Consider the following 26,263-nt stretch of genomic DNA (forward strand, 5'->3'; position numbering starts at 1 on the left):
GCGTTGCCGGCTAATTACAGGCAGAATGCCAGCTTCCTCCTTTGGCCATTGCGGAGCCCGCCTTGCCGCGTTTAGTCGCGTTGCGCCTGTGGCATTTCGTGCCGGCCTTGCTCCTGCTTGGGGGCGGCTTGCTGGCCGCGACACTGCCGACACTGACCGACTTCTTCACCTCGCTGTTCAACGTGCTGCCCACCTCGCTGCTGCTGCTAGGTGGCACCTTCTGCGTGGTTTACGGCCGCCAGCGTGAGCTATTCATGTTGCTGGTGCTCTATCTGGGCTACTACCTGCTCGACGAACAGGCCGATTACTACCGTGAATTCGGCCGGGTGCGCGAGGACGCCGCTCTAGTTTTCCACCTCTGCAGCCTGCTGTTGCCGGCGCTTTACGGCCTGTTCGCGATGTGGCGCGAACGTACCCATCTGATTCAGGATCTGGTTGCGCGTGTGGCCGTATTGCTTGCGGTCGGCGGCGTGGCTGCGGCGTTGGCGCGGCGTTATCCCCTTGAGTTGGAGCAGTGGCTCTCAGTGATCCGCTGGCCGTCGCTGCACGCTGGGTGGATGAACCTAGTGCAACTGGCCTATCCAGTATTCCTGCTGGTGATCATCGCCTTGCTGGTTCAGTACCTACGCAAGCCCCGGCCTGTACACGCCGTGCAACTGGTCGGGGCCCTGGCGCTGTTCTGGATGCTGCCCAAGACCTTCATCCAGCCCCATGCACTGCAGGTAATGTCCAGTGTGGTGATGCTGATGATCGTCGTCGGCGTGGCCCATGAGGCCTACCAGATGGCTTTTCGTGATGAGTTGACCGGATTGCCCGGTCGCCGTGCCTTGAACGAGCGCCTGCAGCGCTTGGGGCGCAATTACGTGATCGCAATGGCTGATGTGGATCACTTCAAGCGATTCAACGATACCCACGGCCATGATACCGGCGACCAGGTGCTGCGCGTGGTGGCCAGCCAGCTGCGCAAGGTCGGTGGTGGCGGCAAGGTATATCGTTACGGCGGCGAGGAATTCACCCTGGTGTTCCCCGGCAAGGACGTCGAGCAATGTCTGCCTCACCTGGAAGCGGTACGTCAGGCGGTCGAGCGTTATCAGATTCAGCTGCGTGATCAGCAACTACGCCCGGTCGACGACAGAGTAGGGCGCCAACGTCGTGCCGGCTCAGGCGCATCCCAGGTGTCGGTGACGGTCAGCATCGGCGTGGCCCAGCCTAGCAACGAGCACCGCAGTGTGGAGGAGGTGCTCAAGGCGGCCGACAAGGCGCTTTATGGCGCCAAGAGCGCCGGGCGCAACTGCGTGAGCAGCCAGGTGCAGCGCCGCCGCGGCGCGGTAAAGGTGAAGGCTGACCCGGCCTGACCGATCAGTGGTCGACCGGTCACGACACGACCCTATGTCTCTGAAAAGTTGTTGCGCTAGACTCGGTTTCTGACCGTGCTACCGAGGATTTCCCATGGCCGACTACAAAGCTCCCCTGCGTGACATGCGCTTCGTGCTCAACGAAGTTTTCCAGGTTTCCAAACTCTGGGCGCAGCTGCCTGCCCTGGCCGAGATCGTCGACGAGGAAACCGCCAATGCGATCCTCGAGGAGGCGGGCAAGATCACCGCCGGCATGATCGCTCCCCTGAATCGCGCCAGCGATGAAGAGGGCTGCACCTGGAGCAATCACGAGGTGCGCACGCCGGCTGGCTTCCTCGAGGCCTACCAGGCCTACGCCGAGGGCGGCTGGGTTGGCGTGGGCGGTGATCCGCAGTTCGGCGGCATGGGCATGCCCAAGGTTATCTCCGCCCAGGTCGAAGAGATGGTCAACTCGTCCAGCCTGTCGTTCGGTCTCTACCCGATGCTTACCGCTGGCGCCTGCCTGTCGATCAACGCCCACGCCAGCGAAGAGCTCAAGCAAACCTATTTGCCCAATATGTACGCGGGTGTCTGGGCCGGCTCGATGTGCCTGACCGAGCCACACGCCGGTACCGACCTGGGCATCATCCGCACCAAGGCTGAGCCGCAAGCTGACGGCAGCTACAAGGTCAGCGGCACCAAGATCTTCATCACCGGCGGTGAGCACGACCTGACCGAGAACATCATCCACCTGGTGCTGGCCAAGCTGCCGGATGCACCGGCCGGGCCCAAGGGCATCTCGCTGTTTCTGGTGCCCAAGTTCATGGTCAATGCCGACGGTTCGCTGGGCGAGCGCAACGCGGTGTCCTGTGGCTCGATCGAGCACAAGATGGGCATTAAGGCGTCGAGCACCTGCGTGATGAATTTCGACGGCGCCACCGGCTACATCATCGATGCGCCGAACCGCGGCCTGGCGGCGATGTTCACCATGATGAACTACGAGCGCCTGGGCGTCGGCATCCAGGGGCTGTCGACCGGTGAGCGTTCCTACCAGAGCGCCATCGAGTATGCCCGCGAGCGCATTCAGAGCCGTGCGCCGACCGGTGCGGTTGCCAAGGACAAGGCGGCCGACCCGATCATTGTGCACCCGGACGTGCGCCGCATGTTGCTGACCATGAAGGCCTTCAACGAAGGCGGCCGTGCCTTCTCCAGCTACGTAGCTCTGCAACTCGATACCGCCAAGTACAGCGAGGACGAAACCATCCGCCAGCGCGCCGAAGAGTTGGTAGCACTGCTGACGCCGGTGGCCAAGGCCTTCCTTACCGACCTGGGATTGGAGACCACCATCCACGGTCAGCAGGTGTTCGGTGGTCACGGCTACGTGCGCGAGTGGGGCCAGGAACAGCTGGTGCGCGACTGTCGCATCACGCAGATCTACGAAGGCACCAACGGCATTCAGGCACTGGATCTGGTCGGCCGTAAGATCGTCGGCAATGGTGGAGCCTTCTGCCGGCATTTCACCGACGAAGTGCGAGCCTTTGCCAGCGATGCTGCATTGGCCGAGGAATTCAGGGCGCCGCTGCTGGAGGCCGTCGAGATTCTGGAAACCCAGACGGCAGCACTGCTCGCACGTGCGCAAGGCAATCCGAATGAGATCGGGGCTGCTTCCGTGGAGTACCTGCACCTGTTCGGCTACACCGCCTACGCCTACATGTGGGCGATGATGGCGAAGGCGGCGCAGGGCAAGGAAGGGCAGGATGATTTCTACTCCAGCAAGCTGGGCACCGCACGTTTCTACTTCGCCCGCCTGCTGCCGCGCATCCACTCGCTGAACGCCTCGGTGGGCGCAGGCAGCGACAGCCTGTATCTGCTGGCCGCCGAGCAGTTCTGAGTCTGTGAACCGCGTGTAGGCTATTGCTTACACGCGGTTCTGCCTTTAGCCACTATGGCCACCTGCGGCACAGGCGTAATCTTCACTTCACGGACTTAGCGCAGGAAGCGCACTGAACAGACAAGGATACGTGGGACGCTGCCAGGATGGCGGATTGATCAAGGATGTCAGGTTCAAGTCTGAAAAACCCCGCCTCGGCGGGGTTTTCTTTTTGTGCGGCAAAAACAGTTTGGTTGCACCGCGGCTAGAGCCCGCTGGGCGGGCTCTCGGGCTCAGCCTTATGGCTTCGCCGTCTTCTCTACCCAGGCTGCAAAGGTGTCGATGTACTTCTGCAGGAAGGGCTTGATGCTGTCGCTCAGCTTGCCGCTTTCATCGAAGAAGTTACCGGCACCGCCCAGGTAGGCCTCGGGCTGTTGCAGCACCGGCATGTCAAGGAACACCAGAGCCTGACGCAGGTGATGGTTGGCGCCGAAGCCACCGATGGCACCTGGCGAGGCGCTGACGACGCCGGCCGGTTTGCCGCTCAGGGCGCTCTGCCCGTAAGGCCGCGAGGCGACGTCTACGGCATTCTTCATCGGCGCTGGGATCGTGCGGTTATATTCGGGGGTCACGAACAGCACGGCGTCAGCGGCTTTGAGCGCGTTACGGAAGGTGGTGTAGGCGGCTGGAGCCGGATCGACGTCGATGTCTTCGTTGTAAAGCGGCAGCTCACCGATCTCGACGATATTCAGTTTCAGCTGCTGTGGCGCCAGATCGGCGAGTGCCAATGCCAGCTTGCGGTTGATCGACGCCTTGCGCAGGCTGCCAACCAGTACGGCCACGTTGTACGTTTTGCTCATGGAAGCTCTCCTGAACGGGGATGGAGCAGTTATAGACAGGCCTGCTCACTATAGACTCCGTAGCGCGACGATAAACTTTCCTGACTGTGTCCACTTGCATGCGAGGCTTGGCAAGGCGATTTTCCCTGAACCGCCGCTTGCCAGCGTCAGTCGATTATGGGGTATCGCCCGCTTGGGCCTCACCATAGGACTACCATCATGGATCTGATCCGCATTCTGATCGCCATTATCCTCCCGCCGCTGGGAGTGTTCCTGCAGGTCGGCTTCGCTGGCGCCTTCTGGCTGAACATCCTGCTGACGTTGCTCGGCTATTTCCCGGGCATCATTCATGCGGTTTACATCATCGCCAAGCGCTGAGCCAAGCGAGCAATAGAAAACGCCCCGAGGGGCGTTTTTTATTGAGTGCTCAGTTTCAATCCTGTCGATCTACCCGCCGCCAGCTTTGCCGGCCGATGCTGGAGGGGTCTGGGTAGACGGTGACGCATCCCTGACCAGTACAATACTGGTAGCCACCATCAGGATTCTGGGAGAGCGTGCCGCCACCTTCACCGTCCTGGCGTACCGCTGAAATGATAGAAGTGCCAAGAGAGGAGTTCGATGCACTATAAGCGAACGCTCGCTGCGAGGTTCGACCTCCTGTAAAGGGGTTGATGGCGTAGCTCCAACTGCTGGCGCCGTCTCCGCAGGGATCGCTATTGGGCGTCAATGACTGGAAAAGAATGGTGCGGCCGAGCTGCGACATGTTTTCAACCACCATTTCTCCATCGGTTTGAGACAGGTTCAAGTACCAACCGTTTTGTGCCGGTTGTGCGGAGATCCCTGTAGTTGCCTGCCATCGAACGGTGTTATTGCTTATGACGCGAGCCTGGCGAGTCGTGCCATCGCCGGCAGTCGCCGTTACCGAATCCGTTACAGTCTGCTGTTGCAAGCTGCTGCGGTTGATTGACGGGTTGTTAGCTATTTCGCCCAAGGTCTGCTTGTCCCAGATGCCATAGACAGACTGCGGCATACTCTTGTCACCGTCCTTGTCATCGCTGTCGAAAAAACGACCCGTTCCGAACACCACCAGGTAGCCCGTTCCAGTTGGGTGAGCTACAAGGTTGGGAGCCGATGTAATGGCTTGGCGTAGAGTTCCCGCGTTGTCTGCAGTAGCCCTGAACAGAGGACTTCCGCCAAACCCGACCTTGAATTCGCTGACAGCGGAATCGCCGTCGTCGGCCGTGGTGAAGGGGTTGGTGTTACTACGACCGCTGCGTAGCAGATCGAAGCGCCACATATTCCCTTGCAGGTCGCCCGCGTAAGCGTAATCGGCTACACCGTCAGCGTTGTAGTCAGCCAGCTTGGGCGTCGATAACCCATTGGCAACGCCAGCCGTGCCTTGAACCTCAAGGCTCCTAAGCAGCGTACCTTGCATCGCATCGAGAATGAAAAGGGCTGCTTTGCCATTGGTATTGCCCGCGCTTTCATAGCCATTGCCGAAAACCACTGCCCATTTGCCGTTGTGCAAGCGAGCGATGGTGGGCTGTGAATAGCTATACCCCATTTTTGCGGCGTTGGCCGTAGCGATGCTGTTCTCATCAAACTGCCACAACAGCTTTTCGCTGCCAGGTGTGGTGACATCGAGCGCGAATATGGATTTGCCGCCCGCTTTGAGCGTTCCGACCAGAATGGTTCGCCATTGCCGTGTAGCACTGTCATAGACATCGCCAACAACAGGCGAACCGTCGACATAGAACTCGTGTGAATAATTGGCGCCTGTCAGCTTATGCAGTTTGGGAAACACAGCGGATGGAATGAAGGCGAATTCTTCGACCCCCGTAAGCGCATTGAAGCCGTGCAGCATGCCGGCGTTGCCACCAACATAGATGCGCGGAGTGCGATTGGCGATGGCAGTTTTGAAGTTTGTGTAAGCCGTATTGCCTTCCAGACGATTGGAAAACTGTTCGAGGTATCGCGCCCCCGACACAACGGCGGGGCTGGATGAGTAGAAGTCGCCGAGTAGCCCGCTACGGCGACGGAACGTGGTGCCTTCACCCGTCCGACTGCCACGCAGATAGTCCACGCGTGAAGCGGCCAGATTATCCACAAGGCCGGTTTCCGGGTTTCTGGTCAGATAGGCAAGCAGCGTGGTTCCAGCGTATTGGCTGAGAAGCGCGTTGGCAGAGGTGAGATCCTGAAGTCCGTTGTTACTGGCAGTCGTTGGGGCGGCGATCTTTATTCGCCGTTGCGACCAAGCCGGGACCTTGGTCTTGGCGCTCCAAACCTCCACGGTGTCAATGGTACTGGTTTGAGCATTCCAGCGTTTTTCGAAGCGCTTTACGTCCCCGGACCAATTATCGTCACTGGCATACGAGGTCTGATAGGAAACCGTTTGAGTCGTACTCTCGTCGGAGCTTATCTGGCCAGAGTTGATCGCAGGGCGGGCGGCACTGGATTTTCGATCCGCGATGCGCGAGAGGATATCCGCGAAGGCTTGCACCATGGCCTCTGGGCTGTCGACGCTGAAAAATTCTCCCCGGGAATTGATTGCGGCGTGCCACAGGTCGTAGACATTCGCATCGGTGGCATTGGCTGCCGCCGCAGGCCATGCGGCGCCGGCCTCAAGCGCCGCGTAGCCACTTCCGGCAAAGGTGCTGCCGCCCCATGGGATGTTGCTCTGGGTTAGAGACTGGGTCAGCCCGAGCCCCATGGTGAAATTGCTCATGTGCTGCCAGGTCGCTGGGTCGTTGCGCGGGTTCCAGTAGTCTGCTGTCGTATCGCCACTTTTGAATGGCAGGTAAGCGGGCAAGCTGTTGCTTAGGTTAGGGTTCAGGTCAGTAGCCCAATAGTGCATGGCCAGATCCGCTAGCGTATTGGGCGTACTGTCGTAATAAGGAGCGCGCTGCGTGAACGCCCTGCCATCCGGGAGCGTGAAGGACGCCGCGTCATGACGGAAATTGCTTGGCGCGCTTGCCGCCTCGTTCCACTGCCCATCGGTCATCATGATGTGGTAACTGGCGCGGCACGCGTAGGTGTTCTGGGTGGTATTGGTTCCGGTCGCGTTGGGAAATGCCTGCCATGGAACCGTCGTTCTATAAAACTCACCAGCACGCTTCATCGCTGCAGGCAGATAGGTGCTCTGGTCGAACGCAATATTCTGTAGCCATGCGTAGAGCTGACCTTTGTGAGCGGGCGTATAGGCCTTGAACGCGTTGTTGCGGCAATAGGTAGTATCACTACCATCGAAAGTGGTGCAGCGTCCCAATCCCTGCCAACTCAACCTGACGGAGGGTGAGAGGTTATAGAAGGCCAGCGCTGCAGCGGAAATGGTCGATAGTGCGCGATTGCGGTAGAAGGAATACCAATTCGCAAAATTAGCCTGTTCGTTGCTACCGACGAAACGCAAGGTATAGCAATTGTCGTTGCCCGTTGTGCAATTGCCGACTCTGCTTGGATCGTAGATGTAGTAGTAAGCCGGTACTGGTCGCCTGACCAGCGAAGCGGTGTAACCGCTGGCCGTTCTGTTGCAGTCCGCGGTGAGGCCTGAAAAAATGCCTGGGTAGCTGGCGACCGCTGTACAGCCGAGCACTCCTATGAGGACCGGAGTAATGGTGAATTGGATGCCGCCGGGCGAGCTTGCTTGGGTTGCAATGAGTGTACTGAGGCTTACCGTGGCGGAGAAGTCGGCGCTGGGGTTATCAGCCAGCCGTGAAACCGTGCCAGTCGGTTGGGCATAGTTGCTGACGTCTCCGTAGTTGTAGCTGGTACTTCCTGGAATGGTGGTTATGGGGACGTCCCAGGCCACTCGATAGCCAGCACCGCTCAAGTTTGCCGAGCCTACTGAGGTTTTGAACCCGTTGTGCCAAGCCTGAGTGAAAGTGGTCGCCAGCTGCTGCTCATTGCCCGCTGTATCGAAGACCACCGGAGCGGCGTAATTGGCATTGGGATTGTAGTAGATCGGATTGTAAGCGCTGGATTTAGCCCGTCGAGTTGCGGACTCGCTGCTTAGTCCATCTGGCGCAAACCCCCAGCGCATGCTTCCTGAATCATCGAGTGTCAGCAGCATATTGGGAGGCACGCCCACTGTAAGGCTCAGCGGGCTCTGCGAAACGGCTGCCAAGCTGCTTGTGGTGCTCGATAATGCAACGCTCAACACGGCGTAGCGCAGCGTTTTGACATTGAAGATGGTTGTGAATCGCTTCATCTCGCCGGCTCTCCCTCGCTCATGCTCCTTATGTATACGGTCGTGCCTAGAGCAGATAGTTCTGCCCAATTCGGCTACCTCTCGTCGTTCGGCTGGCTGGCACGCATCAAGGTTTCGCTCATGTTGTTAAACACAAGTAGTGCCACATTGGCTTTTCGAGAGGGCCCGCCTGCTAAATCGTAGGCAAAAAAAACCGCGCCAGGCGCGGTTTTTAGTTGCAGATTATTGAATTAACGCCAGCAATCGCTCGCACTAGCGCCTGAAGCAGTAGCCCCTTTAACACCATTCGCGGTAAGCGTGAGATTACCGCATTTTGTATCGCTGAACTGCTGGGTGGCTGTCAGGGTATAGCCGCCGTCACCATCAGCCTTACCTACTGAAAAGACATATTTTCCAGTAGCTGACTTGTTGCTCGAAAGATTCATTCCCAGCTTTCCTATGTCGGCCGCTGCCGTCACATAGGCATTGTTCTGATTGAAATAGCGCTCCTGGCGAGCGGCCGCATCACTTAGTAACGCCTGACCCTCTGTGCGATTACCGCGTTTTACATATTCCGTGTAACTCGGGTAGGCGATGGCGGCCAATATGCCGATGATAGCGACGACGACCATCATCTCGATCAAAGTGAAGCCGGTTTGTCTGGTGGTGCGAGCGGAGAGCCTTGCGTTGCTTGTGAACTTATTCATTCCTTTTCCTCCGTGCGACGCCATGCCTGGCGGCCAATGCTAGTTGGGTCTGGATAAATACTGATGCAGGATTGGCCGGTGCAGTACTGGTAGCTGCTATCTGGATTCTGAGAAAGAGTTCCGCCGCCCTCACCGTCCTGACGAACGGCAGAGATGATTTTCGTGCCGACGTCAGATGTTGGCGCATAGTCAAACGCTTTCTGATTCGTTCGGCCGCCTGTAAAGGGGTTAAGTGCGTAAGTCCAGTTACTTGCACCGTCGCCGCAAGGGTCGGTATTTGGAACCAAGGATTGGAAGAATATTGTTCGCCCCAACTGGGACATGTTTTCCACTACCATCTCGCCATCATTTTGTACGAGGTTCAGGTACCAACCATTTTGAGCTGGCAGCGTGGAGCCTGACGAGTTAGTCGTATCTTGCCAGCGAATAGCATTGTTGCTGATGACGCGGCCTTGTGCCGTCCGTCCATCAGCTGAAACTGTGGTGCTATTCGTAATACTCTGAGCTTGTAGTGTTGATCGCGAAATACTGGGATTATTAGCAATCTCTCCCAGCGTTTGTTTGTCCCAAATTCCATAAGCGCTCTGGGACATGCTTTTATCGCCTTCCTTATCGGCGGTATCAAAGAAACGTCCGGTACCAAATACCACCAAGTATCCGCGACCTGTTGGATGCGTGATGAGGCTTGGGGCTGAGGTGATGGGCTGACGTTTTATACCCTCATTGTCTGCGGTAGCTTTAAATAGCGGGTTACCACCGAAGCCTACCCTGAACTGACTGACAGGCACATCGTTCGTGACTTTGAACGGAGCATCGGCATCACGTGTTGTACGCAGGAGATCAAAGCGCCACATATTGCCTTGCAAATCCCCCGCGTAGGCGTAGTCAGCTGTGCCGTCTCCGTTGAAATCGCCAAGTTTCGGTGTTGAGAGCCCATTTGCAACGCCGTTGGCACCCTGTACCTCCAGGCTTTTGAGTAAGGTCCCTTGCATCGCGTCAACAATGAATAAGGCAGCTTTGCCATTGGTATTATTAGCGCTTTCATAACCATTGCCGAATACGACTGCCCATTTTCCTGTATGCAGTCGTGCAATCGTAGGCTGCGAGAAACTGTAGCCCATCTTTACTCTCTCAGCATCCGTAATGCTGTTCTCATCAAATTGCCACAGTAGCTTCTCTTCTCCCGGCGTCGTGACGTCAAGTGCAAAAATAGATTTTCCACCAGCCTTTAACGTGCCAACCAGAATTGTGCGCCATTCGGTACCAGTGTAAACGTCGGCAACAGTGGGGGAGCCATCGACATAAAATTCGTGGCTGTAGTTGGAGCCAGTCAGTTTGTTGAGTTTAGGGAAAACTGCAGAAGGAATGAATGCGAATCTCTCGATCCCCGTTTGTGCATCAAAACCATGCAGCATGCCGTCATTGCCGCCCACATATACGCGGGAGGGACGATTGGCAATGGCGTTCTTGAACTCAGTATATTTTTGGTTGCCTTCTAGTCGATTGGTAAACTGCTCCAGATAACGTGGCGTATTTAATACCACAGCAGGTGTGGAGGAGTAGAAGTCGCCCAGCACCCCGCTTCGACGTCTGAAAGTGGAGCCTTCACCAGTCCGATCACCTCGTAGGTAATTGATACGTTCCGGAGCTTTAGTGTCGGCGACGTTAGCGCTTTCTGGATTTCTATTCAAATAGTTGAGCAGCGTAGTACCTGAGTAGCTAGTAAGTGCTGCATTTTCAGCGTTAAAGTCCACGAGCCCCAAGTTTCCTGCTCCCGCAATTTTAATGTTGCGGATGCCGGGGACATTGGCTTTGGCGCTCCAAACTTCCATGGTCTCGATTGTGCTGGTTTGAGCGTTCCAGCCTTTTTCGAAGCGCTTTACATCACCAGACCAGTTGTCATCACTGGCATAGGATGTCTGATACGACACTGTTTTAACTGTGCCGTTATTATTTTCATCGACACTAACCTGCCCTGAGTTAATCGCTGGGCGTGCAGCTGTGGACTTGCGATCGGCGATGCGTGAAAGTATATCGGCAAAGGCTTGGACCATATCTTCGGGGCTGTCCACGCTAAAGAACTCACCCCGGGAATTAATTGCCGCATGCCAAAGATCGTAGACGTTTTCATTAGTGGCATTGGGGCCGGCGGCGGGCCAATTCGCCGTACCTGCGGCCAGGGCGCTATATCCGGTACCGGCAAACGTACTTCCTGCCCATGGAATATTGCTTTGATTAAGCGACTGAGTAAGACCAAGGCCCATCGTGAAATTGGTCATATGCTGCCATGTGGCGGGGTCGTTTCGCGGGTCCCAATAATCAGTCGTGCTATTTCCACTCTTGAAGGGGGTATAGGCAGCCAGCTTATTAGTCAGGTTAGGATTAAGATCAGTTGCCCAGTAATGCATCGCCAAGTCAGCTAAGGTATTTGAGGTGCTGTCGTAGTAGGGGGCTCTTCGCGAAAAAGCTGTACCATCAGGGAGCTCGAAGGTCCTCGCATCATCCTTGAAATCGCTAGGCGCCGATGCCGCGGTATTCCAGACGCCATCCGTCATCATGATGTGGTAGCTGGCTCGGCAGGCATAGGTGTTCTGAGTAGTATTACCCGCGGCATTGGGAAACGCTTGCCAAGCGGTAGCGGTTTGGTAAAAGTCGCCAGCCCTTCGCATAGCTACAGGTAATGGAGTGCCATTGTCGAATGTCATCGTGCGAAGCCAGTTGTAAAGCTGGCCTTTGTGAGTCGGGCTGTAGGCTTTGAAAGCGTTATTGCCGCAATCAGCATCTGATCCGTTGAATGTTGTACAGCGGTTCAGTCCTTGCCAGCTTAGACGGACCGCCGGGGAAACATCATAAAACGCTAGCGCAGCAGCTGAAATGGTCGCCAATGCGCGGTTTCGATAGAAAGAATACCAATTAGCAAAATTTTGCTGTTCGTTAGGACCGACAAAACGCAGTTTGTAGCAGGCATCTACTGATAAGTTGCAGTTGGTGGCGAGTGATGTGTCATAAATATAATAATATGCGGGCACCGGCTGTTTCGTCAGGCTCGCGGTTACCGTGGTTGCTGCACCATTTACGCTGCAGCTTGCTGTAATTGGCGATGCAAATGATGTGTGGCTGGCTGTTGCGCTACACGTTGTGCTTCGACGGTCAGTGGTTCTAATAACTGTGAATGTAATACCGCTATCACTGATCGTTCTTATCTCGGTGCCATCGCGGTTCATGTTGAAAGTTAGTTCAAAGTCTGAGTCAGGGTTCTGACTTAGTCGGCTAACTACCCCGGTGCCTGAATAGTTTGTGGAGTTGTTGTAGCTGTAGTTGCTGGGCGGAGCTGTAATAGGTACGTCCCAAGCTGCACGGTATTCGGCTTTACTTAGATCGATCGAGTTGATATCGGTGTTGAATCCATTGTGCCAAGCTTTGGTGAAGCTTGTTGTTAGTGCTTGCTCAGTTCCATCTGTTTTGAAAATCGTGGGAGATTTGTATTTTGCGGTTGGGTTGTAGTAGAGCGGGTTGAATGCGCTGGATTTGGCGCGTCGAGTGGCTGATGTTGCACTAATAGCATCGGGTGCAAACCCAAACCGCATGCTGCCTGAGTCATCAAGCGTCAGAAGCATGTTGGGAGGAACGCCAATTGTGAGGCTTAATGGGCTTTGCGAGACAGCAGCATAACTATTGGCTCCGTGCAGTAGCGTTGCACTAAACGCACCGTAAAAGAATAGTTTGGTGTACTGATTGCTTTTCATTATGCTGGATCTCAATTGTTCAGGCCCATATATATATTGGCATGCGTTGACTGCAGATAGACCTGATCGTCAGCTTTGGAATTGTTCAGGTAGTAGTAGGTGCCTTGGCCTTGGGCAACCATCCCATACTCTGCATTGACCGCGTTGTTACTGACGGTTACCGCCCGAGTGCTGTTCCAAAGGGTGGTCTGATTGTTGGCCATTTCTCTATTTCCAGCGGTCGTTTGGTTTACCGCATCCGTACCCCTATAAGGCATCCACACTAAGCTATTCGTGGACTCGCTTTTGAAAAAAGCTGATGTGATCAACCAAGGTTTGTCAACGAAGTTGAGCAGATTTCCATCGTTGATTGCGAGCAAGCACGGTTTATTCAGGCCGTTGCTCTTGATTGTATTGGCTGTCGTGCAATTGGCTGCGTTACCTTCAAGTTTATCGATTAGGTTTGCCGGGCCGTAGTAGCGAAATTCTGCCTCACGCAGCGCTGCATCAGCTGCACTTTGCTGTTGCGTGTCGTGGGCGCGGTTTGCCGTGATGCGGCTTTCCAACGTGGTGCCTCGCATGCTGCCTACGGCCATCAGTGTCAGTACCAGCAACATGACCAGGGCGACGACCAGGACAGCGCCGTTTTGTGAGTGGCGATCAGATAGATGGGTCATGGCATTAGATTCCTGACGGTCTGAGTGCTTCCGACGACCTGGTAAATACGCTTGTTGTCGCCTGTTTGCAGGCGCGTTTTGGTCGCGTCAGGCGCCACCGCGAGCCAATCGGTAAGTACTTTGGAGTCGTCGCTATCCCGCTGCCCGGTTGCACTTGCCATCAGCAGGGAGTAACGCACGCTGCGGATAGCTCCCGAGCTGGTCGTCCAGTCTTTCTGTGGTACGTAAGACGTCACCTCTTTGGAGAGCACATCGCTGCTACCAACACCAAAGTCCACGCGCATATCGGCGATGCCTGTGAGTTGCTCTGTGAATTGAGGGGTAGTGGCGTTCAGGCTTTTGCACAGAAGCCTGCCGTTCTGAAGTGCGTTCGAAGCCCCTGGCTCATATTTGAAGGCAAGAATGATCAGGTCGCTTGAGGTCAGGTTCGAAGGAAAGGCTTGTGTGAATGTGGTGCTGCTTGCCACGCCTTGGCAGTCGAGGTCGCCGCTTACCTGAGGCTGGTAACGCAGGCAGAAGCCTATTCCTTCAGTTGTAGCCAAATTGGTAACTGACGCACCTGCGCTAAAGGCCATGCAGCCATCTGATGCTGCGCGCTCCGGGAAAGACATTTCCAGAAGGCTTGAGGGAGTGCGGCGATAGCCGGCCTTGCCCAGATATTGATCGAGCAACAGCGCTGCAAATCGGCCACTGTCGAGATTGCCGCTTTGGCTCTGCTGAAACAGATAATGTCGCTGATTATCGATGTATACCTGGGTGATACCCAGAATCAGAAAGCTGCTGATCGCCAGCGCGATCAGCAGTTCGATCATCGACAAACCGCTTTGGCGCTTCATGTCATTCATGGTTGCACTCGCACGGTATAGGTACAGATGGTCGAAGAATTGCTGGTGTCAGCCGCATCCAGGCAGGCGCCTTCACGCACTTGCCAGGCAAGACGGATTTCGATCATGGAGCCTTGGCCATTACAGTTGCCGGCGCTGCTACTACGACAGATATATGAGTCGCTGACGAAAACGGTCGAGCCGCCCGGCAGTAACGCCTTTGCTTTGCTGGCCCAGCAGTCACGTTGTTCGGCGGCGGTCTTGGGCACGACGGTAGTGCTGGCGACACAATCGGCTGGGCTGGAGAAGTCCGACGCTTTGGCTTTATAGAAGATCGAACTGGACTTGAGCCCGTTATTCATCGGGAACTGCGGCGCTGCATTGCTAAAGGTTTCGCTGGGGTTGGCACGGATGATTTCAACTAGCTCATTAGCTAAATCTACTGCCACGTTGCGCTGCACGGAGTCTTGCGAGTACTGCACGCTGCGGCCTTGTAGGGCGACCATGCCGAGCACTCCAACGGTGGTTAGCAGCAAAGCTACGAGTACTTCGATCAGGCTGAATCCCTTTTGCACGTTTTTCATCACCTTTCCTCGGTACTACTGACAGGCTGTCATGCTGGTAGTGGAACTAGTCATGCCTCTTGGCCAACTTCGGACGCTGCCGCTGGCTTTGACGTCGATGGTAAAACCGTTGGCGTAGTCAGTACCTTGGCAGGTAAGCAAAGTCGTATCGGTACTGGTTCCGTTGTACCTGAACAGTATTTCAGTGACGGAAGTAACAACTGGATTCACCGTGCTGCCAGGCGGAATATCCAGTCTTCGCTGTACTTCAGCTGCATCGGTGCAGGTTTTTTTCACTGTCCAGCGACCGCTTTCCTTGCAAACCCTCATGAAGGTCTTTTGCTCGACTGCAGTAGTGCGTGCGTACTGCACCAGTGCCAGCATCTCGTTGTTCAGCGACTGCGTGCGACTCTTATTGATGAATTGGGTGAAGTTCGGAATGGCGATGGCGGCGATTATCCCGACCAGAGCGATGATGATCATCAGCTCAATCAGGGTGAAGCCACGTTGCGTATGCGAGTACGCCGATGGCAGGCTATCCGAGAGTCTTGGCATGGTTGTCCAGTCTAGATACAGGAAGACATGCAAATCCTGACGGCTTCCCTGATAGCTGTCTTCAGGCTGTAGATGATCGGCCTTGAAGTGCGGATGACTGGTCTAGCAGCATTGAGAAGTGTGACTGGTGCCAAGTTTCAGTCTCCCTTGGCGGTTGAGTGTCAACAGTTGGTGAGGCCCATTGCTGTTGCATATGAAAATCGTGCCGTTGCTAACCCAGCTGGTTCCATTGGGATGAAAGCTGACACTGTCGCTGCCGAAACCTATCCTGCAAATATTCCCAGTCGGGGCTGCCTGTTGGCTCAATATCGTCGGCTCATCGCCTGCCGTTGTGATAAGCCAATAGCTGCTCCAGTCGCCGTCACAGATTGCGCCATCGCTCGAACCGCATAGTTTGTGTGGGCGACCTTGAGTTATGGCGTTCGTACGAGTTTTCTGAATATGGCTGGCGAGAAGGTCGCGAGTCGATTCGTGGCGCTTGTTTTCTTGGAAGCGAGCGAAAGCGGGAATGGCCAGGCTAAGCAAAATGCCCAGTAGAGCAACCACAAACAGCAACTCCACCAGGCCTACGGCCTTCTGTTGATCTCTATTCATGATGCATATCCCTATGCGCGTATGATTGGCGGCCTTCCTGGCCTGCCTTTTCTGTTTAGACCCTGAGGTGTCGATGTCAAGGCTTGCCGTTTTCGTTACTGGGGTGAGCTGTGCGTGCTGATGTGATCGTGGTGGGTGGCGGGGTTATCGGGTTGTTGTCGGCCTATCAGCTGGCGATGGCGGGCAAGCGGGTCACCTTGCTGGATCGTGGCTCCGTTGGCTCGGAGGCGTCCTGGGCGGGGGGCGGGATCGTGTCGCCGCTCTATCCCTGGCGCTACAGCCGGGCGGTGACGGCGCTGGCGCATTGGTCCCAGGATTACTACCCGGGTCTGGGCGAACGGTTGTTGGCCGATACTGACATCGACCCTGAAGTGCATGTGACCGGGCTGTACTGGTTGGACCTGGACGACCAGGCCGAGGCGCTGGCCTGGGCGCAGCGTCAGGGGCGGCCGTTGCAAGAGGTGCCGGTCGAGACTGCCTATGCGCAGGTTCCCGTACTGGGTGCGGGATTCGAGCGCGCCATCTATATGGCCGGCGTGGCCAATGTGCGCAACCCGCGGCTGGTCAAAGCGTTGCGCGCCGCCTTGCAGCGGTTGCCGAGCGTCACGCTGCTCGAGCACAGCCCGGTTTCGCATTTCGTGCGCGATGGTGCACGAATAACCGGGTTGCGCGCTGCCGAGGGCGAGTTGTTGGCCGAGCAGGTGGTTGTTGCGGCCGGTGCCTGGAGTGGCGAGCTATTGCACAGCCTGGGAATGAGTCTGCCCGTGGAGCCGGTCAAGGGGCAGATGATCCTCTTCAAGTGCGCCGAGGACTTTCTGCCCAGCATGGTGCTGGCCGGTGGGCGTTACGCGATTCCGAGGCGTGATGGCCATATTCTGGTAGGCAGTACGCTGGAGCATGCTGGGTTCGACAAGACGCCGACCGACGAGGCGCTGGCCAGCTTGCGGGCGTCTGCCGAAACGTTGCTGCCGGCATTGCGCGACGCCGAAGTGGTAGGGCACTGGGCTGGATTGCGGCCCGGCTCGCCCGAGGGCATTCCCTTTATCGGTGAGGTGCCGGAGCATCAGGGCTTGTGGCTGAATTGCGGGCATTACCGCAATGGACTGGTGCTGGCGCCGGCATCCTGCCGGTTGCTGGCGGATCTGATGCTGGGGCGTGAGCCGATCATTGATCCGGCGCCTTACTCGCCGGCAGGGGGTTTGTAGGTAGGCGACGTGCTTTGGGGCGGGGCCGCTGAACCTGGGTATCGCTTCGCTCAACCTCAGGCTACGAGGGCTGTGTGCTCACTGGAGGTTCAACCGCAGGCTACGTTCTCAGTCGATGCCCAGTTTCTTGAGGCGATAGCGCATCGAACGGAAGCTCAGGCCCAGGCGCTGCGCTGCTGCCGTGCGGTTCCAGCGGGTTTCTTCCAGCGCCTGCATGATCAGTTTGCGTTCGACGTCTTCGAGGTAATCCTCGATGTTGTCGATCTGTGCCAGGCTGGCGTCGCCGTTTTCGCCAGCGGGCGCGGCGTCAGCCAGGCGCAGGTCGTCGGCGCAGATCACGTCGCCTTCGCACAGCGTGTAGGCGCGCTCCAGCATGTTCTCCAGCTCGCGTACGTTGCCGGGGAAGCGGTAGCTCTTGAGCTTTTCCAAGGCGGGGCCGTCGAGCTTGACCGGCGGCAGGCCGATGCCTTCGTTGAGGCGTTTGAGCATCACGTCGGCCAATAGCGGAATGTCTTCACGGCGCTCGCGCAGCGGCGGTACGCGCAGCTCAATGACGTTGAGGCGGTAGTAAAGATCCTGGCGGAAGCGGCCGGCCGCCACTTCGGCGGCGAGATCCTTGTGGGTGGCGCACAGGATGCGGGTGTCGACCACCACTTCCTGCTGGCCGCCTACGGCGCGGACGGCCTTTTCCTGAATGGCGCGCAGCAGCTTGACCTGCATGGTCAGCGGCAGATCGGCCACTTCGTCGAGAAACAGGCTGCCGCCGTTGGCGGCCTGGAACAGGCCCTGTTTGTCTTCGACGGCGCCGGTGAAGCTGCCCTTCTTGTGGCCGAAGAATTCGCTTTCCATCAGCTCCGAGGGAATCGCGCCGCAGTTGACCGGCACGAAGGCGCGCTCGCGGCGCGGGCCCTGTTCGTGGATCAGCCGCGCGACCAGCTCCTTGCCGCTGCCCGACTCGCCACTGATGTACACCGGCGCCTGGCTGCGGGCGAGCTTCTGAATTTGTGCACGCAGGGCGCGCATCGGTGGCGATTCGCCCAGTAGCCGGCTGGCTCCGGGGGCTTCTTCATCTTCAGGGCTGCGCAGGCGCAGCGCCGTATCGACCAGCTCGCGTAGGCGGCCGAGGTCGACCGGCTTGGTCAGAAAATCGAAGGCGCCGGCCTTGAGGGCGTTGATCGCAGTATCCATGCTGCCGAACGCGGTGATCATCGCCACGGGCGTTTGCGGGTAGCGCTGCTGGATGTGCTGCACGACGTCGAGCCCGGTGCCGTCGGGCATGCGCATGTCGGTCAGGCACAGGTCGAACGGCTCCTTGGCCAGCCACTCGCGCGCTTCCTTGACGTTGCGGGCGCTGCGGGTGTCGAGTTTCATGCGCCCGAGGGTGATCTCCAGCAGTTCGCGGATATCGGGTTCGTCGTCGACGATCAGGGCTCTCTGGCGATTCATCAGGTCGTTCAGCTCAGTTTTCGCGGATGCGCGAAGGTGATACGGAAGCAGGCGCCGCCGCCTTCGCGTGGTTGATAGTGAAGATGAGCCTGGTTGCTTTCGCAAAGCTCGCGGGAAATATACAGGCCCAGGCCGGTGCCTTTGTTTTCCGTGGTGTAGAAAGGCTCGAAGATGTGATGCAGTTGGTCTGCCGGCACGCCAGCGCCGTCGTCGAGCACTTCGAGCACCGGCAGATCGCTGCGCGGATCGCGGAACAGCTTCAGCCACACCTGGCCTTGTGGGTTGATCTTGGCGCTGTGGCGCAGGCCGTTCTGCACCAGGTTGGTGATGACCTGGTTGAGCTGGTTGGGATCCATGCGCGTTTGGATGCTGCTGCCTTCGATGGCCAGGTGTAGCACCTTGGAGGCCGGCGCTGTGCTGCGAAATTCGGCGGCGAAGCGGTGCAGCCAGTATTTGAGATCCAGCAGTTGCGGCTCGGCCTGGCGGCGGCGCGAAAGCTGCAGTACGTTCTCGATGATCAGGTTCATGCGCCGCGAGTGATCCTGAATGATCTGCGCCAGGCGCAGATCCGGCCCCTGCAGGTCTTCGGATTCCTGCAGCAGCTGCGCCGCATGGCTGATGGCGCCTAGTGGGTTGCGAATCTCGTGGGCGATGCCGGCGGTGAGTCGTCCCAGGGCGACCAGCTTAAGCTGCTGCGCCTGCTGGGCGATCTGCGAGATGTCATCGAGCAGGATCAGAATGTGCCGCTGGCCGCCGCGCTGCAGTGGGATGAAGCTGGGCTGCAAGGTCGGCCCGTCGCTGAGCGTCTGCAGGCTGGCAGGGCGCAGGCTGCTATTTTCCTGCCACTGCTGCAGGCGTTTGACCAGTTCAGTGCAGTGCGGGTCGAGAATCTTGCCCGCCAGGTTCTGCTGATCCAGCAGGGCGAGGGCTGCCTGGTTGGCCAGCAGCACGCGGCGCTGCTCGTCCACTACCAGAATGCCGGTGCGCATGCGCTGCAGAATCAGGTTATTGAGAGTTTCCAGATCCGCCACATCGGCGGCGCGCTGTTCGGCGAGGCTCTCGCTGGCCTGCAGGCGGCGGGTCACACCTTGCACGAACAGCGCGGCGGCGAAGCTCAGGGCGCCCAGGGCGCCGACCTGCACGTACTGGGCGCTGGCCTGTGAGTGATGCAGGCTCAGGTAGAAGGTCAGGTAGATCATGCCGATCGACGCGGCGGCGGCGATCAGCACGCCGAAGCGTCCGCGCAGCAGGATATTGGCGATCGCGACCGAGACGATCAACAGGTTGCCGATGCCGCTTGGCGTGCCACCGCCGGCGTAGAACAGCGCCGAGAGCATGATCACGTCGCCCAGCGCCACGGCGAATACCGGCAGCAGGCGGTTGGGCGTGTGTAGCGTCAGCGCGATCAGGATGTTGAGAATCAAATAGACCCAGCTGGCACCGCGAAACAGCGGCACGTGGGCCAGCTCCAGCAGTTCGGAGTCCAGGTTCGCGGAAACCAGCAGCACCAGCACCACGCCGATGATCAGGCGATAGAGGTGATACAGCCGGAAGATACGGTGGCCCTGGGGGCCGCGTACCGCTAGCGCGCTATTGGGCACCGGGCTTGGGGCCTTGTTCCAGGTGGGCCTGGCTGCAGTACCAGCGCTGCGCCAGCTGTAGGGCGTGCTGCTGCGGTGTGTGCACGCCGCAATGGGCACAACGCACCATCGGCGTCGGGCTGTCTGCGGTTGGGGTTGCATTCTGGCGCTGGCGCGGGGCACTGACATAGCGCCGCCATACCCAGATGACGGCAAAAATGATGGCAATCCAGAACAGCAGGCGGAACAGGCCCATGGCGCTCTCTTCGTGTCGAGGGATGGGGCAGTGTAGCTAACGACGACTTGCCCGCACAGTTACCCGGCACGCGTTTTTGCCAGGCCAGAAAGCACGATGCCAGTCGATTGACTGGCATCGTGATCAGGCTGGCGTGAAGACAGAGTTCAGTCGAACAGGCCGAATGTCATGTAGCTGAACCAGGAGCGTTTGCGGCCTTGCGCCTCGCCCTGCTCGCCGGATTTCAGCTCTGCCGGCATCTGGTCGACTGCTTCCTGGTACTGGCGCTGCACGTCCTGGCTGGCCTGGGTCTGGCTTGGAGGTGGTGGCGCGTCGCTTTCGATCAGGCCGAGGGTAGCCTTGGCCAGCCAGGAGCGTTCGTCGGCGGCCTCTTCCTGTGGCACGAACTCGCCGTTTTCCAGGCTCGGATGATCGGGGTAGTTGAGCTTGAGGGTTTCCAGGCTGGTAGCGGCCAGGTCGTCCAGGGTCAGGCGCTGGTAGGACTCGACCATTACGGCCAAGCCGTCGCCGACCGACGGGGTCTCCTGGAAGTTTTCCACCACGTAGCGGCCACGGTTGGCCGCAGCCACGTAAGCGTGGCGGCGCAGGTAGTAGTGGGCGACGTGAATTTCGTAGGCGGCCAGGAGGTTGCGCAGGTAGATCATGCGCTGCTTGGCATCCGGTGCGTAACGGCTGTTTGGGTAACGGCTGGTGAGCTGGGCGAACTCGTTATAGGAGTCGCGGGCCGCGCCCGGATCACGCTTGGTCATGTCTAGCGGCAGGAAGCGGGCGACGATGCCGCGGTCCTGGTCGAACGAGGCCAGGCCTTTGAGGTAGTAGGCATAGTCGACGTTCGGGTGCTGTGGGTGCAGACGGATGAAACGCTCGGCGGCGGAGCGCGCGGCTTCCGGCTCGGCGTTCTTGTAGTTGGCGTAGATCAGCTCGAGCTGGGATTGCTCGGCGTAACGGCCGAAGGGGTAGCGCGATTCCAGAGCCTTGAGCTTGGTGACGGCGCTGGTGTAGCTGCCATTATCCAGGTCTTGCTGAGCCTGCTGGTAGAGTTCTGCCTCGCTCAGGTTTTCGTCCAGGACTTCCTTGGAGGAACAGGCGGCGGTAAGTGCGAGGATGGCGATCAGCAGCAGGTGTTTCACTGGCATGGCGGCTTGCGTCCCTGGGACGGCGGCTGTCTTGGGCAGGGCCGTCCTGTTATGATGAGCGCCCCCGGTACCCCTGGGGCAAAGACGCCGTATTTAACCACAAGCGTGTAGCCGAAACCAAAGGCTATGCCCCCGCCGTTGCCGAGCATGTCATCTATCAATAAGCAGGCCATTGAATTAACCGCCGAGGTCCCCGCCGATCTGGGCGGCCAGCGCCTCGATCAAGTCGCCGCCCAGCTGTTCGCCGAGCATTCGCGCTCGCGCCTTTCCGGCTGGATCAAGGAGGGCAACCTGACCGTCGACGGCCAGGTGCTGCGCCCGCGCGATATCGTCCACGGCGGCGCCGTGCTGGCGCTGTCGGCCGAGCAGGAAGCCCAGGGTGAGTGGATCGCTCAGGACATCGAGCTCAACATCGTTTACGAGGACGAGCAGATCCTGGTGATCGACAAGCCCGCCGGCCTGGTCGTGCACCCGGCGGCCGGGCATGCCGACGGCACGCTGCTCAATGCGCTGCTGCACCACGTGCCGGACATCGTCAACGTGCCGCGCGCCGGCATCGTGCATCGCTTGGACAAGGACACCACCGGCCTGATGGTGGTCGCCAAGACCATCGAAGCGCAGACCCGCCTGGTCGATCAGTTGCAGAAGCGCACCGTCAGTCGCATCTATGAATGTATCGTCATCGGGGTGATCACTTCGGGCGGCAAGATCAACGCGCCCATCGGCCGCAGCTCGTCCCAGCGCCAGCGCATGGCGGTGACCGATGGCGGCAAGCCCGCGGTCAGCCACTACCGTGTGCTAGAGCGCTTCCGTTCGCACACCCACGCCCGCGTCAAACTGGAAACCGGCCGCACGCACCAGATTCGCGTGCACATGAGCCATATCGGTTTCCCGCTGGTGGGCGACCCGGTGTATGCCGGCCGCTTCCGCATTCCGCCGGCCGCCAGCCAGACCATGGTGCAGAACCTCAAGGCGTTTCCGCGCCAGGCCCTGCACGCGCGTTTCCTCGAGCTGGATCACCCGATTACCGGTGAGCGCATGAAGTGGCAGTCGCCGCTGCCCGATGACTTCGTCTGGTTGCTGAGTCTCCTGCGTCAGGATCGCGAGGCGTTCATCGGATGAGTGACAAGGCCCACGACTGGCTGACGCCCAACTGGCCGGCGCCCGACTGGGTGCGCGCCTGCGTGACCACCCGCGCCGGTGGCGTGAGCCAGGCGCCCTACGACAGCTTCAACCTGGCCGCCCATGTCGAGGATGACCCGGCAGCGGTGGCCAAGAATCGTCAGCGCCTGGTCAGCCAGCTCGGCTGCCGGCCGGCCTGGCTGCAACAGGTGCACGGCGTTGCTGTCGCCGAAGCTGACCCGGAAGTCGTCGTCGAGGCCGATGCCAGCTGGACGGCGACGCCCGGCATCGCCGCCACGGTGATGACCGCTGACTGCCTGCCCGTGCTGTTCTGCGATCGGGCCGGCAGCCGTGTCGCGGCTGCTCACGCTGGCTGGCGCGGCCTGGCCAACGGCGTGCTGGAAGCCACGCTGGATGCGCTGGCGCTGGACGCGGGGGAAATCCTCGTCTGGCTTGGCCCGGCCATCGGTCCCCAGGCCTTCGAGGTGGGCGCCGAGGTACGTGAAGCCTTCGTCGGCCAGCATGCCCAGGCGGCTGGTGCCTTTATGCCGAGCCAGAATGCCGGGCGCTTTATGGCCGACATCTACCAGTTGGCGCGCATCCGCCTGGCGGCTCGTGGTGTTACCGCCGTGTATGGCGGCGGCTTCTGCACGGTCAGCGATTCGCGCTTCTACTCCTACCGACGCGCGGCCCAGACCGGGCGCTTCGCGTCGCTGATCTGGCTGGCGGATCGCTAGACACTCAGCAATTGCGTAGGAGCGGCTTTAGCCGCGAGCTTGTTATCAGGACAATTAAAGAGCTCGCGGCTAAAGCCGCTCCTACAAGACCGTGGCCGGAACAAGGTACTGAAGTCGGGCCGAAAGACCTTGAATAGGTCCTAAGTGATCGTCAGCACGGGCGCCGCTGTCGAGCGGCGCGTCATCAGGGGCGGCACTTTCGACGCAGCCCCTGATCCACCGCAAAACCTCTCCGCTTGAAACCCGCACAATCGGCCTCATCTATGCTCCATCTCGGCAGGTTTTATCGTCAGGCGCATGCACCGCGCCGGCCTGCCTTTAAAGGAAGGATGACGCCATGCGAATCGACCGTTTGACCAGCAAGTTGCAGCTTGCCCTTTCCGACGCCCAGTCCCTGGCCGTCGGCCACGACCATTCCGCCATCGAGCCGCTGCACCTGATGCAGGCGCTGCTCGACCAGCAGGGCGGCTCCATTCGTCCGCTGCTGATGCAGGTGGGCTTCGATGTGAACGGCCTGCGTCAGGCACTCAGCAAAGAGCTCGACCATCTGCCCAAGATCCAGAACCCCACTGGCGATGTCAGCCTGTCCCAGGATCTGGCGCGCCTGCTCAACCAGGCCGACCGCCTGTCACAGCAGAAGGGCGATCAGTTCATCTCCAGCGAGCTGGTGCTGCTCGCCGCCATGGACGAGAACACCAAATTGGGCAAGCTACTGCTCGCCCAGGGCGTGAGTCGCAAGGCACTGGAAAACGCGGTGAACAACCTGCGCGGCGGCGATGCGGTCAACGACCCGAACATCGAAGAGTCGCGCCAGGCGCTCGACAAGTACACCGTCGACCTGACCAAGCGCGCTGAAGAGGGCAAGCTCGATCCGGTGATCGGCCGTGACGACGAGATCCGCCGCACCATTCAGGTACTGCAACGCCGTACCAAGAACAACCCGGTACTGATCGGTGAGCCCGGCGTCGGCAAGACCGCTATTGCCGAGGGCCTGGCCCAGCGCATCGTCAATGGCGAAGTGCCGGATGGCCTCAAGGATAAGCGCCTGTTGTCCCTGGATATGGGCGCGTTGATCGCTGGCGCCAAGTTCCGCGGCGAATTCGAGGAGCGCCTCAAGGCGGTGCTCAACGAACTGTCCAAACAGGAAGGTCGGGTGATTCTATTCATCGACGAGCTGCACACCATGGTCGGCGCCGGCAAGGCCGAGGGCGCCATGGACGCGGGCAACATGCTCAAGCCGTCCCTGGCCCGTGGCGAGTTGCACTGCGTGGGTGCCACCACGCTGAACGAGTATCGCCAGTTCATCGAGAAGGACGCCGCCCTGGAGCGGCGCTTTCAGAAGGTGCTGGTCGACGAGCCGAGCGAGGAAGACACCATCGCTATCCTGCGCGGCCTCAAGGAACGTTACGAGGTGCACCACAAGGTGGCCATCACCGACGGTGCGATCATTGCCGCGGCAAAGCTCAGCCACCGCTACATTACCGATCGCCAACTGCCGGACAAGGCCATCGACCTAATCGACGAAGCCGCCAGCCGCATCCGCATGGAAATCGACTCCAAGCCCGAGGTGCTCGACCGCCTGGATCGCCGCCTGATCCAGCTCAAGGTTGAAGCCCAGGCGCTGAAGAAGGAAGAGGACGAAGCGGCCAAGAAACGCTTCGTTAAGTTGCAGGACGACATCGCCAAGCTGGAGAAGGAATACGCCGATCTGGAAGACATCTGGAAATCGGAAAAAGCCGAAGTCCAGGGCTCGGCGCAGATCCAGCAACGCATCGAGCAGGCCAAGACCGAGCTCGAAGCGGCGCGCCGCAAGGGCGATCTCAACCGCATGGCCGAGCTGCAGTACGGGGTGATCCCCGATCTGGAGCGCAGCCTGCAGATGGTCGACCAGCACGGCACCACGGAAAACCAGTTGCTGCGCAGCAAGGTCACCGAGGAGGAAATCGCCGAGGTGGTTTCAAAGTGGACCGGCATTCCGGTCTCGAAGATGCTCGAAGGCGAGCGCGACAAGCTGCTGAAGATGGAAGGCCTGCTGCACCAGCGGGTGATCGGTCAGGACGAAGCCGTGGTGGCGGTAGCCAACGCCGTGCGCCGTTCGCGTGCCGGCCTGGCTGATCCGAACCGACCCAGCGGCTCGTTCCTGTTCCTCGGCCCGACCGGTGTGGGCAAGACCGAGCTGTGCAAGGCGCTGGCCGAGTTTTTGTTCGACACCGAAGACGCGCTGGTGCGTATCGATATGTCCGAGTTCATGGAGAAGCACTCCGTGGCGCGGCTGATCGGTGCGCCGCCCGGCTATGTGGGCTACGAGGAGGGCGGTTACCTGACCGAGGCGGTGCGTCGCAAACCCTACTCGGTGGTGCTGATGGACGAGGTCGAAAAGGCGCACCCGGATGTGTTCAACGTGCTGCTGCAGGTGCTCGAGGATGGCCGCCTGACCGACAGCCATGGCCGCACTGTGGACTTCAAGAACACGGTGATCGTGATGACCTCCAACCTGGGCTCGGCGCAGATCCAGGAGCTGGTTGGCGACCGCGAGGCGCAGCGTGCTGCGGTGATGGATGCAGTGGGCAACCACTTCCGCCCCGAGTTCGTGAACCGCATCGACGAGGTGGTGGTGTTCGAGCCCCTGGCCCGTGAACAGATCGCCGGCATCGCGCGCATTCAGCTTTCGCGTTTGCTGCAGCGCCTGGCCGAACGCGACCTGAGCCTGGAGCTCTCCGACGAGGCGATGGACAAGCTGATCGCCGTTGGCTATGACCCGGTGTACGGCGCGCGGCCATTGAAACGCGCCATCCAGCGCTGGATCGAAAACCCGCTGGCGCAGCTGATCCTGTCTGGCCAGTTCAGCCCGGGCAGCACGGTGACGGGCAAGGTCGAGAACGACGAGATCGTCTTCGTCTGACGCGGATG

20 protein-coding genes are annotated in these 26,263 nt (G+C 59.1%); 7 read left to right on the plus strand and 13 right to left on the minus strand.

Annotated features, from left to right (window positions below; translation table 11 throughout):
- Positions 1 to 62 precede the first annotated feature (62 nt).
- Both PVA39_RS03770 and PVA39_RS03775 read left to right on the plus strand, forming a co-directional pair.
- Positions 63 to 1,355, plus strand: coding sequence for a GGDEF domain-containing protein (locus tag PVA39_RS03770; RefSeq protein ID WP_274122891.1), 1,293 nt, complete (start codon positions 63 to 65; stop codon positions 1,353 to 1,355).
- Positions 1,356 to 1,449: 94 nt separating this feature from the next.
- Complete coding sequence (locus PVA39_RS03775) at positions 1,450 to 3,225, plus strand: acyl-CoA dehydrogenase C-terminal domain-containing protein (RefSeq protein WP_274122892.1); 1,776 nt, start codon at positions 1,450 to 1,452, stop codon at positions 3,223 to 3,225.
- 278 nt (positions 3,226 to 3,503) lie between these two features.
- Here the strand turns inward: PVA39_RS03775 and PVA39_RS03780 are convergent, their stop codons facing one another.
- Complete coding sequence (locus PVA39_RS03780) at positions 3,504 to 4,064, minus strand: NADPH-dependent FMN reductase (protein ID WP_093499961.1); 561 nt, start codon at positions 4,062 to 4,064, stop codon at positions 3,504 to 3,506.
- A gap of 198 nt (positions 4,065 to 4,262) precedes the next feature.
- Here PVA39_RS03780 and PVA39_RS03785 point away from each other — a divergent pair, with 198 nt between their 5' ends.
- Complete coding sequence (locus tag PVA39_RS03785; RefSeq protein WP_013792916.1) at positions 4,263 to 4,421, plus strand: YqaE/Pmp3 family membrane protein; 159 nt, start codon at positions 4,263 to 4,265, stop codon at positions 4,419 to 4,421.
- Between the two features lie 55 nt (positions 4,422 to 4,476).
- On the opposite strand, the gene PVA39_RS03790 is transcribed toward PVA39_RS03785, so the two are convergent.
- From PVA39_RS03790 to PVA39_RS03825, 8 genes are all read right to left on the minus strand, one after another.
- Entirely contained in the window at positions 4,477 to 8,247 is a 3,771-nt protein-coding gene (locus PVA39_RS03790; RefSeq protein ID WP_274122893.1) for a pilus assembly protein, read from the minus strand.
- Positions 8,248 to 8,477: 230 nt separating this feature from the next.
- Positions 8,478 to 8,933, minus strand: a complete 456-nt coding sequence (locus PVA39_RS03795) for a type IV pilin protein (protein WP_274122894.1) — start codon at positions 8,931 to 8,933, stop codon at positions 8,478 to 8,480.
- A complete protein-coding gene (locus tag PVA39_RS03800) occupies positions 8,930 to 12,679 on the minus strand; it encodes a pilus assembly protein (RefSeq protein ID WP_274122895.1) in 3,750 nt (1,249 codons plus the stop codon). Before PVA39_RS03800 ends, PVA39_RS03795 begins: the two co-directional genes overlap by 4 nt.
- A gap of 11 nt (positions 12,680 to 12,690) precedes the next feature.
- Positions 12,691 to 13,335: a PilX N-terminal domain-containing pilus assembly protein gene (locus PVA39_RS03805; RefSeq protein ID WP_274122896.1), complete on the minus strand. Its 645-nt coding sequence runs from the start codon at positions 13,333 to 13,335 to the stop codon at positions 12,691 to 12,693.
- Positions 13,332 to 14,180, minus strand: a complete 849-nt coding sequence (locus PVA39_RS03810) for a PilW family protein (RefSeq protein WP_274122897.1) — start codon at positions 14,178 to 14,180, stop codon at positions 13,332 to 13,334. The genes PVA39_RS03805 and PVA39_RS03810 overlap by 4 nt, the downstream gene beginning before the upstream one ends.
- Positions 14,177 to 14,743, minus strand: a complete 567-nt coding sequence (gene pilV, locus PVA39_RS03815) for a type IV pilus modification protein PilV (RefSeq protein WP_274122898.1) — start codon at positions 14,741 to 14,743, stop codon at positions 14,177 to 14,179. The genes PVA39_RS03810 and pilV overlap by 4 nt, the downstream gene beginning before the upstream one ends.
- Before the next feature lie 15 nt (positions 14,744 to 14,758).
- Entirely contained in the window at positions 14,759 to 15,277 is a 519-nt protein-coding gene (locus tag PVA39_RS03820; protein WP_274122899.1) for a GspH/FimT family pseudopilin, read from the minus strand.
- A gap of 102 nt (positions 15,278 to 15,379) precedes the next feature.
- Positions 15,380 to 15,871 (minus strand): GspH/FimT family pseudopilin, encoded by a 492-nt coding sequence (locus PVA39_RS03825; protein ID WP_147174734.1) that lies wholly within the window; start codon positions 15,869 to 15,871, stop codon positions 15,380 to 15,382.
- A 110-nt stretch (positions 15,872 to 15,981) separates the two neighbouring features.
- Between PVA39_RS03825 and thiO the strand changes: the two genes are divergently transcribed.
- Positions 15,982 to 17,076, plus strand: a complete 1,095-nt coding sequence (gene thiO / locus PVA39_RS03830) for a glycine oxidase ThiO (protein WP_274122900.1) — start codon at positions 15,982 to 15,984, stop codon at positions 17,074 to 17,076.
- Positions 17,077 to 17,184: 108 nt separating this feature from the next.
- Here thiO and PVA39_RS03835 read toward each other — a convergent pair whose 3' ends face one another.
- The 4 genes from PVA39_RS03835 to PVA39_RS03850 all read right to left on the minus strand — a co-directional run bounded on the left by PVA39_RS03835 (position 17,185) and on the right by PVA39_RS03850 (position 21,494).
- The gene (locus PVA39_RS03835; RefSeq protein WP_274122901.1) at positions 17,185 to 18,522 is read right to left on the minus strand and encodes a sigma-54-dependent transcriptional regulator; all 1,338 of its coding nucleotides are present in this window, start codon (positions 18,520 to 18,522) and stop codon (positions 17,185 to 17,187) included.
- Between the two features lie 8 nt (positions 18,523 to 18,530).
- Complete coding sequence (locus PVA39_RS03840; protein WP_274122902.1) at positions 18,531 to 20,123, minus strand: sensor histidine kinase; 1,593 nt, start codon at positions 20,121 to 20,123, stop codon at positions 18,531 to 18,533.
- A complete protein-coding gene (locus tag PVA39_RS03845; RefSeq protein WP_274122903.1) occupies positions 20,113 to 20,358 on the minus strand; it encodes a PP0621 family protein in 246 nt (81 codons plus the stop codon). The genes PVA39_RS03840 and PVA39_RS03845 overlap by 11 nt, the downstream gene beginning before the upstream one ends.
- Positions 20,359 to 20,504: 146 nt before the next feature.
- Positions 20,505 to 21,494 (minus strand): outer membrane protein assembly factor BamD, encoded by a 990-nt coding sequence (locus PVA39_RS03850; RefSeq protein WP_093499936.1) that lies wholly within the window; start codon positions 21,492 to 21,494, stop codon positions 20,505 to 20,507.
- A gap of 147 nt (positions 21,495 to 21,641) precedes the next feature.
- Here PVA39_RS03850 and rluD point away from each other — a divergent pair, with 147 nt between their 5' ends.
- The 3 genes from rluD to clpB all read left to right on the plus strand — a co-directional run bounded on the left by rluD (position 21,642) and on the right by clpB (position 26,255).
- On the plus strand, positions 21,642 to 22,616 hold the full coding sequence (gene rluD / locus PVA39_RS03855) for a 23S rRNA pseudouridine(1911/1915/1917) synthase RluD (RefSeq protein ID WP_274122904.1): 975 nt from the start codon (positions 21,642 to 21,644) through the stop codon (positions 22,614 to 22,616).
- Positions 22,613 to 23,353: a peptidoglycan editing factor PgeF gene (gene pgeF / locus PVA39_RS03860; protein WP_274122905.1), complete on the plus strand. Its 741-nt coding sequence runs from the start codon at positions 22,613 to 22,615 to the stop codon at positions 23,351 to 23,353. Before rluD ends, pgeF begins: the two co-directional genes overlap by 4 nt.
- Positions 23,354 to 23,690: 337 nt before the next feature.
- Positions 23,691 to 26,255: an ATP-dependent chaperone ClpB gene (gene clpB, locus PVA39_RS03865; protein WP_274122906.1), complete on the plus strand. Its 2,565-nt coding sequence runs from the start codon at positions 23,691 to 23,693 to the stop codon at positions 26,253 to 26,255.
- The last annotated feature ends 8 nt before the right edge of the window (positions 26,256 to 26,263 follow it).

This window comes from Pseudomonas sp. CNPSo 3701 (genome assembly GCF_028674975.1).
GTDB classification, from domain to species: domain Bacteria; phylum Pseudomonadota; class Gammaproteobacteria; order Pseudomonadales; family Pseudomonadaceae; genus Aquipseudomonas; species Aquipseudomonas straminea.